The sequence below is a fragment of the Polaromonas sp. P3_C2 genome, assembly GCF_056402675.1.
The window spans coordinates 1-11,699 of record NZ_JBFUGX010000043.1 but is presented as its reverse complement, the minus strand read 5'-3'; the positions used below and the strand labels follow the sequence as shown (position 1 = coordinate 11,699).

The 11,699-nt window shown below is 64.1% G+C and carries 12 protein-coding genes; 6 read left to right on the top strand and 6 right to left on the bottom strand.

The window, feature by feature from the left end:
- The coding region (locus tag AC1DWI_RS03600; protein ID WP_477724390.1) for a TSUP family transporter at positions 1–369 on the bottom strand (369 nt) is incomplete at its 3' end.
- Positions 370–635: 266 nt separating this feature from the next.
- Between AC1DWI_RS03600 and AC1DWI_RS03595 the strand changes: the two genes are divergently transcribed.
- Together AC1DWI_RS03595 and AC1DWI_RS03590 are read left to right on the top strand one after the other, a co-directional pair.
- Positions 636–1,847, top strand: coding sequence for an ABC transporter substrate-binding protein (locus AC1DWI_RS03595; RefSeq protein ID WP_477671216.1), 1,212 nt, complete (start codon positions 636–638; stop codon positions 1,845–1,847).
- Between the two features lie 153 nt (positions 1,848–2,000).
- Positions 2,001–2,780, top strand: coding sequence for a response regulator transcription factor (locus tag AC1DWI_RS03590; protein WP_477724389.1), 780 nt, complete (start codon positions 2,001–2,003; stop codon positions 2,778–2,780).
- An 87-nt stretch (positions 2,781–2,867) separates the two neighbouring features.
- Here the strand turns inward: AC1DWI_RS03590 and mnmC are convergent, their stop codons facing one another.
- Entirely contained in the window at positions 2,868–4,781 is a 1,914-nt protein-coding gene (gene mnmC, locus AC1DWI_RS03585; protein WP_477724388.1) for a bifunctional tRNA (5-methylaminomethyl-2-thiouridine)(34)-methyltransferase MnmC2/FAD-dependent 5-carboxymethylaminomethyl-2-thiouridine(34) oxidoreductase MnmC1, read from the bottom strand.
- 9 nt (positions 4,782–4,790) lie between these two features.
- Positions 4,791–5,072, bottom strand: coding sequence for an oxidative damage protection protein (locus AC1DWI_RS03580; RefSeq protein ID WP_477670829.1), 282 nt, complete (start codon positions 5,070–5,072; stop codon positions 4,791–4,793).
- A gap of 156 nt (positions 5,073–5,228) precedes the next feature.
- Here AC1DWI_RS03580 and AC1DWI_RS03575 point away from each other — a divergent pair, with 156 nt between their 5' ends.
- The 3 genes from AC1DWI_RS03575 (at position 5,229) to AC1DWI_RS03565 (ending at position 7,317) form a co-directional block, all read left to right on the top strand.
- Complete coding sequence (locus tag AC1DWI_RS03575; RefSeq protein WP_477670828.1) at positions 5,229–6,269, top strand: sulfate ABC transporter substrate-binding protein; 1,041 nt, start codon at positions 5,229–5,231, stop codon at positions 6,267–6,269.
- 144 nt (positions 6,270–6,413) lie between these two features.
- On the top strand, positions 6,414–7,013 hold the full coding sequence (gene ssuE / locus AC1DWI_RS03570) for an NADPH-dependent FMN reductase (protein ID WP_477670827.1): 600 nt from the start codon (positions 6,414–6,416) through the stop codon (positions 7,011–7,013).
- Between the two features lie 88 nt (positions 7,014–7,101).
- Positions 7,102–7,317 carry a TOBE domain-containing protein gene (locus AC1DWI_RS03565; protein WP_477670826.1) on the top strand — a complete coding sequence of 72 codons (216 nt, stop codon included), beginning with the start codon at positions 7,102–7,104 and terminating at the stop codon, positions 7,315–7,317.
- Positions 7,318–7,451: 134 nt separating this feature from the next.
- On the opposite strand, the gene AC1DWI_RS03560 is transcribed toward AC1DWI_RS03565, so the two are convergent.
- From AC1DWI_RS03560 to AC1DWI_RS03550, 3 genes are all read right to left on the bottom strand, one after another.
- Positions 7,452–8,477, bottom strand: a complete 1,026-nt coding sequence (locus tag AC1DWI_RS03560; protein ID WP_477671215.1) for a Bug family tripartite tricarboxylate transporter substrate binding protein — start codon at positions 8,475–8,477, stop codon at positions 7,452–7,454.
- A 76-nt stretch (positions 8,478–8,553) separates the two neighbouring features.
- Positions 8,554–9,762: a CaiB/BaiF CoA transferase family protein gene (locus tag AC1DWI_RS03555; RefSeq protein WP_477724387.1), complete on the bottom strand. Its 1,209-nt coding sequence runs from the start codon at positions 9,760–9,762 to the stop codon at positions 8,554–8,556.
- 24 nt (positions 9,763–9,786) lie between these two features.
- Complete coding sequence (locus AC1DWI_RS03550; RefSeq protein WP_477670824.1) at positions 9,787–10,752, bottom strand: hydroxymethylglutaryl-CoA lyase; 966 nt, start codon at positions 10,750–10,752, stop codon at positions 9,787–9,789.
- A 162-nt stretch (positions 10,753–10,914) separates the two neighbouring features.
- Here AC1DWI_RS03550 and AC1DWI_RS03545 point away from each other — a divergent pair.
- Positions 10,915–11,699 (top strand): LysR family transcriptional regulator (locus tag AC1DWI_RS03545; protein WP_457306739.1); only part of this gene is annotated, 785 nt, incomplete at its 3' end.

The following is an 11,699-nucleotide window of genomic DNA, read 5'->3' as shown; positions in this document are numbered from 1 at the left end:
CTTGTAGGCCGTGGCGCCAGCCGTCAGCAGTAACGCCAGGCCGAGGGTGGTGGTCATGATGGCTTGCGTAGCCGGGTTGGCCGGGCCCATGCGCTGCAACATATAAAGGGTGGCCAGGGCCGCCGGAATGCTGCCGGCTGCTGTTTGCCCGACGATTTTCCAGTCCACCACCCGGGCGCGGGCCAGGCTGACGGTCCCGCCCATCTTGGTAAAGGCCGCAAACAGCAGGTCGGTGCCGATGGCAAGGTGCGGTTTGATGCCGAAAAAGAAGATCAGCAGCGGCGTCATCAGCGAGCCGCCGCCCACCCCTGTCAAACCCACAACCAGGCCGACGGCAAAACCAGCAAATACAAAGGCAAATTCATGCATAGCGGGAAAATGTAAGTGCCCGACTTATAAAAACAAACTACACATTTGTTCTGCCGTTATGCAGATAAGCTTATTCGCCAATAAATATGCGGGTTTCGGGCGGTTTTTTCGTGCCAGCGGCATAAGGCTTGCGTTGAGGCTGACCATTCACCAACCGACCCGTCACAAAGCGCTGGTACAGTCCCTGCTCTTTCGGATGAGCCGCCCTGTTTTGGGCTTGCCAAATTAACCGAATTGCCCATTTTTGGAGAAAACCCGTGAAATTGATGAAGTCCGTCCTGATGGGTGGTTTGTTTCTGGCCTGCGCCACGGCGGTGACGCTCGCCCAGGGCAGCCCGAAACCTCCCATCAAGATCGGCGAAATCAACAGCTACTCCGCCATTCCCCAGTTCGCCCAGCCTTACCGGCAAGGCTGGCAGCTTGCGGTCGAGGAAATCAATGTGGCCGGCGGCCTGCTGGGCCGCAAGATCGAAGTCATCTCGCGCGATGACGCCGGCAAACCCGAGGAAGCCCTGCGACAGGCCGTCGAGCTGACCTCAAAAGAAAGGGTGGATGTGCTGGCGGGCGGGTTTTACTCCAGCGTCGGGCTGGCGCTGGCCGGCCATGCCCAGGCGAGCCGACGGGTGTTTATCGCCAGCGAGTCGCTGGCCGACGCCATCGTCTGGGAACAGGGCAACCGCTACACCTTCCGCCTGCGGCCCAGTACTTATATGCAGGCAGCCATGCTGGTCGAAGAGGCATCCAGGTTGCCGGCCAAACGCTGGGCCACGATTGCCCCCAATTACGAATACGGCCAGAGCGCGGTCACTGTGTTCAAGGAGCTGCTGAAAGCCAGGCGACCGGACGTCGAGTTTGTGAGTTACCAGTGGCCGGCGCTGGGCAAGATAGAAGCCGGCCCGACGCTGCAGACGGCCATGCAGGCAAAACCTGAGGCGATTTTCAACGCGACTTTCGGGGCCGACCTGACCCGGCTGGTCCGTGAGGGCAACCAGCGCGGCATTTTTCCCCGCATACCAGTGGTGTCCATGCTTTCGGGGGAGCCCGAGTACCTGGAGACGCTGAAAGACGACACGCCGAAAGGCTGGATCGTCACCGGCTACCCCTGGGACCAGATCGACTCCCGGGAACACGCCAGCTTCGCGGCCAACTACTATCGCCGCTTCAACGAATACCCCAAAGTCGGCTCGGCGGTGGGCTACGCCACCATGCAGGCGATTTTTGCCGCCATCCGCAGGGCCAATTCCACCGACAACGAAAAGCTGGTGGTGGCGCTGCGCGGACTGAAGTTTTCCACGCCTTTCGGCCCCGCCGAATTCCGCGCCATTGACCACCAGTCCACCATGGGCGCCTACGTGGGCAGGCTGGATCTGCGCGGCCACAAGGGCACCATGGTGCAATGGCGCTATGCCGACGGCAAGGCCTATTTGCCAAGCGATGCGTATGTCAAGGCCCGCCGGCCTGCCGCGGCCATGAAGTGACGTTTTGACAACGCAGGCGCTGAATTCCTTGAAGCCTCCCCGGTGATCCCCCCATAATCGGGCGCAATGACGAATACGGGTGGTGAGGCTGTCAAGCGGGTTTTTGTAAAAGTGTTCGGGTTTGATGACGTTGAGCGTCATGCCCTGAACGCAGTGTTTCGCATTTCCGAAACACGATCCATCGCCTACACCCCCTGGACGCCCGACGCGCCCGAAGAGGCCTTGATGGCGTTGATTGACGGCGACAGCTGGGAAGCTGCGCTGGAGCTGGCCAACCCCGCGAATGACGACTTCACCCTGATCTGGATCGGCGACAACCCGCCGGCCAGGGCGCGTCTGGTGATCCCGCGCCCGCTGCAGTGGACCGCCGTGATTGACGGTATGGACGAATTGCTGGCCGCTGAACGGCGGCAGGCCGCGCAGGCCCTGCAGCCGGGCAAAGCACATGGTGAGAAGGGCCTGGATCTCGACCTGCTGTCCGAATCCACTGCGCTGCTGGACCTCGATCTCGACTTTGATTCGCAGGCGCCTACCGCGCCGGCGCCGCTGGAAGCCCCGGAGCCCCTGCCGGAGCGCCCTCAGGTGTTGGTGGTGGATGCTGACCGCGACGCGCGTCTTTACCTGCGTGCCAGGCTGGCCATGGCCGGTTTCGTGAAGATAGACGAGGCGACCACCGGCACCGAAGCGCTCAAGCTGATTGACACGCATCTTTACAAGCTGGTGATTCTCGACATGGRGCTCCCCGACATTGAGTCCTGGGAAATGGTCAAGCGAGTGGAGGCATCGCGCCCTGCCATCGCCTACCTGATCCTGACCGGCAACCGTCTCTCCCCGCTGGACACCGTGCGCGGATGGTTCGGCGGCGCGCGCGGCAGCCTGCGCAAACCGCTGCACCCCGGAAAGCTCAAACGCCTGCTGCGCAGCGTGGAGTGAAGGCGCTCACTACGCCTTGAATGCTATCTATTTGATAGCTGCTTGCGCCCGTTCCCCTTGGTTTCAGCCCTGTTTTGCTTAAGAATCTCAGGTGTTGACGATCGGTGCGGGCGCCGCATGCTGCGGCACCAGCGCCTCCGCCAGCCGCTGTTCAATCGGCAAAGGTTCGGCGTGCAGCTTCGCCGCCAGCAATTCCCCGCAAAGCGCGGCAAACGTCAGCCCGCGCGACCCCATGCCGCTGCACACCCACAGGCCCGGGCTTTCTTCCAGCGGACCCAAAGCGGGTAAACGGGTGGGTGTAGCGCAGCGCACACCCGCCCAGGACTGAACCTTCCCTGGCTCAAACTGTGCGGCCAGTGCACGGGCGGTTTGCGGCAGCAGGGTTTGCAGCCGGCTGAGATTGTGCTGGTCGTCCTCGGGCCGTGTTTCGGCCTGGGTGTTGTCGCGTTCAAAGCTGGAGCCCATGACCCAGGCCACGCCGCCGGCCTTGCTGGGCAGGGGCACCGCGGGCACCAGGCTGCCATGGCCGTTCACGGGAAAGGGCGGCAGTGCGCCGACCGCGCCGGGCTCGTGCAGGCCCCAGCTCACCTGGCCCCGGATGGCCTGCAATGCCAGTTCGCCAGCCTTGTCCGTACCGGCGCCGGCTGCCAGTTCCAGGCTGGCATAACCGGCAGCTAGCACCACGAGTTCGGCGCGAGCCAACTCCCGGCCCTGCGCATCCAGAACCTGCCATTGGCCCGAGGCCTGGTTCAGGCGGTTCACTATTGATCGGCCGTGCGATTGCACACCCGGCCCCGCCAGCCAGGCGTCGACCAGGGCGGCCGGCCGGATCCAGCCGGCCCGCGCATGCCACAGCGCGGGCGTATCCGGCGGCAGGCCGCATTGCCYGAGCTTGTCGGCGTCGGCTGGCCCTGTCCAGTCGCTAGCGGCGTCGACCCAGTCTGTTTGCCACGCCTCGGGCCGTTTGCGCGGGTGCTCCACCGCGTGCTCCAGCACGCCGGTGCGGCCCCAGTCACCGGCCTGCAGCAAGGCCTCAGCTTGCTGTAGCGTGGCACGAATGCCATGGCGCGACAGGCGCGAGAGCGGGTTGTCGTCGGGCGAGACATGCGGCGCCAGCAAGCCGGCGGGCAGGCCGGACGCCCCGGTGGCGGGCTCTTCGGCAGCATCCAGCACCACGACCTGCCAGCCGCGGCGCGCCAGGCTGGCCGCCACGGCCGCGCCGGCCAGGCCAGAGCCAATCACCACGCAGCGGGCAGGTGGCCGGCGTGTGGGCGAGGGATGTGTTTTTTTCGGCTCCCACGCCGGGTTGAACTCACCCTGCAGGTTGTCGCGCTTGGGCGGAATGCCCGGTACCTTGTTCACCACAAATCCGCATTGCGCCAAGGCGTCGCGCACGCTGCGCGCAATTGTCCAGGTGGCTATACGCGTGCCGCGCCGGCAGCAGCGGGCTACCGCCTTGAAGGTGTGCACGTCCCAGATGTCCGGGTTGCGCTGCGGGCTGAAGCCGTCCAGGTAGACCGAATCTGCCTCAAACGACTGCTCGCGCAGCATGGCCTTGGCGTCGCCGATGCACAGCGTCAGCAAGACCTGGCCGCCTTCAAACACCAGCCGGTGAAAGCCCGGCAGCAGCCCCCATAGCTGGCGCTGCAACTGTTCGGCGAAAGGCARCAATTCAGGATGGGTCCTGGCGCTGCGCAGCACATCTTCGGCGCTCGCCGGAAAGGCTTCAGTCGAGACGAAATGCAGCAGGCCAGGGCGCTTCGGGTCGGCCTTCCAGGCGGCCCAGGTCACCAGGAAATTCAGGCCCAGGCCGAAGCCGGTTTCAAGAACAGTCCATTGCGGCTGACCGGCCCAGGCCCCAGGCAGGCCGCAGCCCTTGAGGAAGACTTCTTTAGCCTGATCCAGCCCGCCCAGCTCGCTACGGTAGCGGTCGCCAAAGCGCGGGCTGTAGGGGCTGCCGCCGGCGGTGCCGTCGTCCAGCCACTCAATGCGCTCGGGCATGCGGTCAGGTCAGGGCGTGGGTGTCGTGGGTGGGACGTAGCCTTGCACTGCGTCGGCGCCGTCGCCGAAGAAATGTTTTTCCATCTGCCGTGCCAGGTACTGGCGGGCGCGGGCGTCGGCCAGGTTCAGGCGGTTTTCATTGACCAGCATGGTTTGCTGCTTCATCCACTCCGCCCAGGCTTCCTTGCTGACTTCTTCCCAAAGGCGCTTTCCTAGCGGGCCGGGGTAGGGCGGGAAGTCCAGGCCTTCGGCTTCTTTGCCGAGTTTGATGCATTTGACGAGGCGTGCCATGGGGTAGTTCTTTCGTAGGGCTAAGTTGTAGCTGAGATGTCTAAGGATGTTTGTGGAATAAAGAACTGATTTTTTATTCGTTCCAGTTTCTAAGGTCTGCTTCCAGAATCCATTTTGTTCGCATTTACACGCAATTTTTTGGAAAAGAGAGCAACCATGACTTCACGCCGCAACTTTATCAATGTTTCCGCCCGCACTGCCGTGGCGGCCGGTTTGGGTTTGACGCTGGCAGGGTCACTGCTGACCGCCCAGGCCCAGCAAGCGCCCGTCACGCTGCTCAACGTCTCGTATGACCCAACCCGTGAGCTTTATGTCGAATACAACGCGGCCTTCAGCAAATACTGGAAAGCCAAGACCGGCCAGGATGTGACGATCAAGCAGTCGCACGGCGGCTCCGGCAAGCAGGCCCGCTCCATCATTGACGGCCTGGACGCCGACGTGGCCACGCTGGCCCTGGCCGGCGACACCGACGCGTTGGTCAAAAACGGCGGCTGGTTGTCGGCCGACTGGCAAAAGAAGCTGCCGCACAACTCGTCGCCCTACACCTCCACCATCGTGCTGGCCGTGCGCCAGGGCAATCCCAAAGGCATCAAGGACTGGGATGACCTGATCAAGCCCGGCATCAACGTGATCACGCCCAACCCTAAAACCTCGGGCGGCGCCCGCTGGAACTACCTGGCCGCCTGGGAATTCGCCAAGCGCAAATACGGCAGCGACGCCAAGGCCAAGGAGTTTGTCGCCAAGCTCTATGGCAACGTTTCGGTGCTGGACACCGGCGCCCGCGGCTCCACCATCACCTTCGCCCAGCGTGCCCAGGGCGACGTGCTGATCGCCTGGGAAAACGAAGCGTATTTGCTCGAAAAAGAATTCGGCGCCAAGTTTGACGTGGTCGCGCCTTCCCTGAGCATCCTGGCCGAGCCCGCCGTTGCCGTGGTCGACAAGAACGTCGACAAGAAGGGCACCCGTGCTGTGGCCGAGGAATACCTGAAGTACCTCTACTCTGAAGAAGGCCAGGACATTGCCGGCAAGAACTTCTACCGCCCGGCCGTTTCGCAAAGAGCCATTGCCAAGTACGCCAAGCAGTTTCCCAAGCTGAACCTGTTCACCATCGACCAGGCCTTCGGCGGCTGGGCCAAGGCTGATAAAGAGCATTTCGCCGACGGCGGCTCGTTCGACCAGATCTATACCAGGAAATAGGCCCCCCCGAAGCGGCCTCTGGCCGCCTCCCCCCAAGGGGGCGCCCGCTGCGGCCCGGCTGAGCCGGTTCCGCGCCGGCACTGGAATGGGAGAGCTGGCACACGCCGCTTGGTAATCAATGCAACTCAGAGAGCTCCACAAATAATGTCCTCGCAACAATCCGTATTGCTGATTGCCGGCAGTCCTTCCGAACAGTCCCGCTCGGCGGCGCTGCTTGACTCCGTCAGCGACAGGCTGGCCCTGCGGGGCGGCGTGGTGGTCGACCGGTTGAACATCCGCGAGCTGCCGGCCCAGGCCTTGCTGCTGGCTGAGTGGGGCCATCCGGCCATCGTCAAGGCGATTGACCAGATTGCCCGCGCGCGTGCGATCGTGGTGGCCACGCCGGTCTACAAGGCGGCTTACAGCGGCCTGCTCAAGGTGCTGCTTGACTTGCTGCCGCAAACGGCGCTGAAGGAAAAAACCGTGCTGCCACTGGCCACCGGCGGTAGCCCCCACCACATGCTGGCGATGGACTACGCCCTGCGCCCGGTGCTGCAGGCGCTGGCGGCCCGCCACATCCTGCCGGGCGTATATGCCACCGATTCGCAGGTGCCGAAGTCGGCCGACAAGCGCTATGAAGTGGGGCCCGAGATCACCGTGCGTCTGGACGATGCGGTGCTGACGCTGTTGGCGGAAAGCTTCCGGATGCCGGCCACCACGGGCTTTGAGCCTGTGCATTTTTCGCGGGTGCGATGTAGCGTCTGAGCTGAGCCGCCCGCCGGTGCTGAATTCAGGCCACTGAATTCATCGATTTTCAGTTCAACGTTTTTACCCAAGTTCCAGGAGAACCTTTATGTCCATCCAAGCCATCAACGTCCGCAACCAGTTCCGCGGCCGCGTGAAAGAAATCATCCGCGGTGACGTGGTGTCTGAACTCGACGTCGAAACGCCCTGGGGCATCGTCACCTCCGTCATCACCACGCGGTCGGTCGACCAGCTCGAGCTGGCCGTCGGCAGTGAGGTGGTGGCACTGGTCAAGTCGACCGAAGTGTCCATCGCCAAGCTGTAGGCATGCCAGGGCGGGTTGATTGCAAAATTGCTGCCTGGCGCTTTATTGACGGGCGCAAGCAGCTATTAAAACCATAGCAAATTCAGGGCCGTCCCGTTGTGATGAACAGCAGGGCGGCCGCCTGTGTGTGTGCCTTACTGCAGTTCGACGCCCGCCTTTTTCACCAGCTGCGCGTACTTCACCAGTTCACTGCGAAAGTACTGCGCGGCGGCTTCCGGGCTGCCGGGGTTGATGGTGTTGCCCTGCTTGAGCATGGCTTCCTTCACTTCGGGCGTGGCATAGGCGGCAACCACCGCGTCGTGGATGCGTTTGACGTCGGCCGCCGGCAGCTTCGCGGGGCCTATCACCGCGAACCAGCCTTCCATGTTGTAGTTGGGCAGGCCTTGTTCCGCAATGGTCGGAATGTCGGGCGCCGCGGGTGAACGGGCGCTGCCGCCCACACCGATGGCGCGCAAGGCGCCGCTCTTCAGGTGCGCCTGCACGGCAGGGAGCGCCAGCACGCCCATGTCCACCTGCCCGCCGATCATGTCGGCAACCATGGGGCCTACGCCCTTGTAGGGAATGTGTTTGGCCTTGACCTGTGCTTCGTCCAGAAACATCTGCGCGGCCAGGTGCAGGATGGTGCCGTTGCCCGACGACGCATAGTTGTAGGCATCGGGTTTAGCCTTGAGCAGGGCGACCAGTTCTTTCACATTGATGGCTGGCAGTTTGGCGGGGTTCACCACCAGCACCATCGGCGTGGTGCCAATGACGGTGATGGGCGTGATGTCCGCCACCGGGTCGAACGGCAGCGACTTGTACACGCTGGGGTAGATCACGTGGTTGTTGGACACCACGCTCAGCGTCATGCCGTCGGGGGCAGCCTTCACAAGCGCGGACGTGCCGACAATGCCGCCTGCGCCGGGCTGGTTTTCAATCACCACCGGGTTGCCCAGCGCCTTGCCCAGCGCAACACTGGCCGTTCGCACGATGGTGTCCACGCCCGAGCCGGCGCCCACCGGCAGGATGAAGCGCACCACCTTGTCGGTGGTCTGGGCCAGCAATCTGCGTGGCGATGCCAGAAAGGCGCCGCCGGCAAAAAGGGTGCCCAGCCCCCGGAGAGCCTGGCGCCGGGTTGCGGGTTTGTTGCTCAAGGCTGAGGTATCGGTACTGCGGATCATCTTCATCTTGGGGGTCATTTTGTCTCCTTCGTTGTCGTGAGTCGCGCAAATCGGCCGGCAGGTTCAACTCACTGCCTCAACTGACTGCCGCTTGCCGGTGCAGGTCATCCATTTCACCTGCGCTGTAGCCCAGGCYTGCCAACAGCTCGCGGGTGTGCTCACCCAGCGTGGGCGGGTGCAGGCGAACCCCCAGGCGCTCCCCCTGCATGGTGATGGGGAACAGCGTGGTTTTTACCATCTGGCCGGCCTTGGGGCCATCGGGCAGGCGCACGTCGGCCAGGCCGCCGGTGGCCAGCAGGTGCTCGTCGTCGAACAGGTCTTCGGGCCTGCGGATAGGGGCAAACGGCAGGCCGGCTTTTTCCATCATGGCTGAAAGCTCGCCGGCGCTGCGCGGGGCCAGCCGCGCCGCAAGGTCCTTGAGCAGGGCGGGGCGCACCGCCACGCGCTGGTTGTTGGTGGCCAGCGAGGGGTCGGCCTTGAGGTCGGGAAACCCCAGCACGGTGCAAAAGGTTTGCCACTGCGCGTCGCTCACGGCCGCCAGGAAGATTTGTTCACCGTCCCGTACCGTGAACACGTCGTACACGGCCCAGGGGTTGTCGCGCGCGGGCATGGGGGCCGGGTGTTTGCCCGTCATGGCGTACTGCAGCATGTGCTGGCCCATCAGGAAGACATTGTTTTCATACAGCGCCGACTGCACTTCCATGCCCTTGCCGCTAATGCCGCGCTGGATCAGCGCGCCCAGCGCACCGATGGCGCCGAAGAGCCCGCCCATGATGTCGTTGACGCTGGTGCCGGCGCGCAGCGGGTCACCGGGCCGGCCCGTCATGTAGGCCAGGCCGCCCATCATCTGTACCACTTCATCGAGTGCGGTGCGGTGGTCATAGGGGCCGGGCAAAAAGCCCTTGTGGCTGATGTAAATGATGCGCGGGTTGACGGCGCTGAGCGCGGTGTAGTCCAGGCCGTACTTGGCCATGGTGCCGGGCTTGAAGTTTTCGGCCACCACGTCGGCGCTGGCGCAGAGCTTGCGCGCCACTTCGGCGCCCACCGGGTCGTGCAGGTCAATGCCGATGCTTTTCTTGTTGCGGTTAAAGAGCGGAAAGAAGCCCGAGCCGGCGCCCAGCAGGCGGCGGGTCCGGTCGCCGTCGATGGGCTCGACCTTGATGACTTCGGCGCCCATGTCGGCCAGCACCATGCCGCAGGTGGGGCCCATGACCATGTGGGTGAACTCCACCACGCGCAAGCCGGCCAGCGGCTGTGGGGTGGTGGATTCGGGGATGGGTTGCATGCAGTGTTCCGGAAGAAAAATAGTTCAGGCCGCAGCGGCAGCGGAGGCAGCAGATAGGCGCATGGTTTTGGGCAGGCCCGCACGCCACAGCGCGCCGTGCAGGGTTTCGCCTTCCAGCCAGCCCGCCACCCGGGTGCGCAGCGCCATCAGCTTGTCAAAGTCAATGCCGGTTTCAATGCCCATGCTGGCCAGCATATAGGCCAGGTCTTCGGTGGCCACGTTGCCGCTGGCGCCGGGCGCATGCGGGCAGCCGCCTATGCCGGCCAGGCAGGCGTCAAAGCGCGTCACGCCGGTTTGCAGCGCGGCATACACATTGGCCATGCCGAGTCCGCGGGTGTCATGAAAGTGGCCGCAGTCAAGCCGCTCACCGGCCACCTCAAAAGCCTGCTCAAACAACAGCCGCACCATTTCCGGGTCGGCATAGCCTACGGTGTCCGCCAGGCCCACGCGGTCGGCACCGGCGTCCAGCACGGCGCGCAGCAGCCGCAGCACCTCGGACGGCTCGACCCGGCCCTGCAGCGTGCAGCCAAAGGCCGTGCTCATGCCGACTTCGATCACGATGGGCGAGCCCGACGCATCACGCAGTTCGCGGATGCGGGCGATTTCCTCGACCACCTCATCGGGCGTCTTGCGCAGGTTGGCCAGGCTGTGGGCGTGGCTGGCCGAAATCGGCAGCAGCATCAGGTCGGCGCCGGTTTCGATGGCGCGTTCGGCGCCCTTGAGGTTGGGCACCAGCACCGATGTGACCAGGCCGGGCAGTGTTTTGGCAAAGGCCACCAGCCCGGCGGTGTCGGCCAGCTGCGGCAGCAGGCGCGCCGGCACAAAAGAGCCAACCTCGATTTCGCGCTGGCCGGCGTCGTAGGCCGACTGGATCCACTCCAGCTTGTGCGCGGTCGGCATCACGGCGGCAATGCTTTGCAGGCCGTCACGCAGGCCGACTTCACGGATCGTTGCCTGCCGGGGGAGGGCAGGCCTTGAAGGCAGGTTCACTGTTGTCTCCGTTGTCGTCTGTTCATTTTCGGGGCGCAGCTGCAGTTTAGAATTTCCCAAAGGGTTTGATTGGTCAATTTTGGAAGCACTGACGTTCCGATTGGGAATATCAAATCTGCGCCGCTTTTCCAGGCGAGTTGTACGTGTACCCAGGAGCCGCCCATGAGAGACCTCGACATGACCACGCTGCGGCTGTTCGCGGCAGTGTGTGATGCGCGCAGCATTGCCCGCGCGGCCGAGCAGGCCAACATCGTCGGCTCGGCCATCAGCAAGCGGCTGGCCCAGCTCGAAGACACCGTCGGCACGCCGCTGCTGGTGCGGCGCCGCCGCGGTGTGGAGCCCACACCTGCTGGCGAAAGCCTGCTGGAGCACGCGCGCACCATGCTGGCCAGCGCCGAGCGCATTGAACGCGACATGGCCGCCTATGCCCAGGGCGTGCGCGGCCAGGTGCGCATCCTGGCCACGGCTTCTGTCATGGCCGAGTCGCTGGCCGACGACGTGGCGGCTTTTTTGCAGGAGCCGGCGCACCATGACATCCAGGTCGACATGGAAGAGCGCGTCAGCCCCGATGTGATTCGCGGCATCAAGGAGGGTGTGGCCTCGGTCGGCATTTGCTGGGACGCTGCCGACCTGAGCGGCCTGCAGTCGCGCAGCTACCGCACCGACCACCTGGCCATCGTGACCCACCCGTCGCACCCGCTGGCAGGCGAGAAAACCCTGCACTTTGAGCAGACGCTGGATTTCGAGCATGTCAGCCTTCCCGCGCACAGTGCTGTGCAGGTGCTGCTCTTGCGGGCTGCAGCGCTCAAGGGCAAGGTCGTTGTCCACCGCGTCATCGTGTCCAACTTCGAGGCCGCCTTGCGCGTGGTGCGCGCCAACCTGGCCATCAGCGTGGTGCCGCGCGAGGTGGCTGAGCCTTATGCCGCCACCTATGGGCTGCGTGTGAT

Bases quoted from the DNA above. Each gene is read 5' to 3' on its own strand.
- AC1DWI_RS03595 (WP_477671216.1), top strand. From the start codon at position 636: ATGAAGTCCGTCCTGATGGGTGGTTTGTTTCTGGCCTGCGCCACGGCG.
- AC1DWI_RS03580 (WP_477670829.1), bottom strand. From the start codon at position 5,072: ATGGCACGCCTCGTCAAATGCATCAAACTCGGCAAAGAAGCCGAAGGC.
- AC1DWI_RS03575 (WP_477670828.1), top strand. From the start codon at position 5,229: ATGACTTCACGCCGCAACTTTATCAATGTTTCCGCCCGCACTGCCGTG.
- ssuE (WP_477670827.1), top strand. From the start codon at position 6,414: ATGTCCTCGCAACAATCCGTATTGCTGATTGCCGGCAGTCCTTCCGAA.
- AC1DWI_RS03565 (WP_477670826.1), top strand. From the start codon at position 7,102: ATGTCCATCCAAGCCATCAACGTCCGCAACCAGTTCCGCGGCCGCGTG.
- AC1DWI_RS03560 (WP_477671215.1), bottom strand. From the start codon at position 8,477: ATGATCCGCAGTACCGATACCTCAGCCTTGAGCAACAAACCCGCAACC.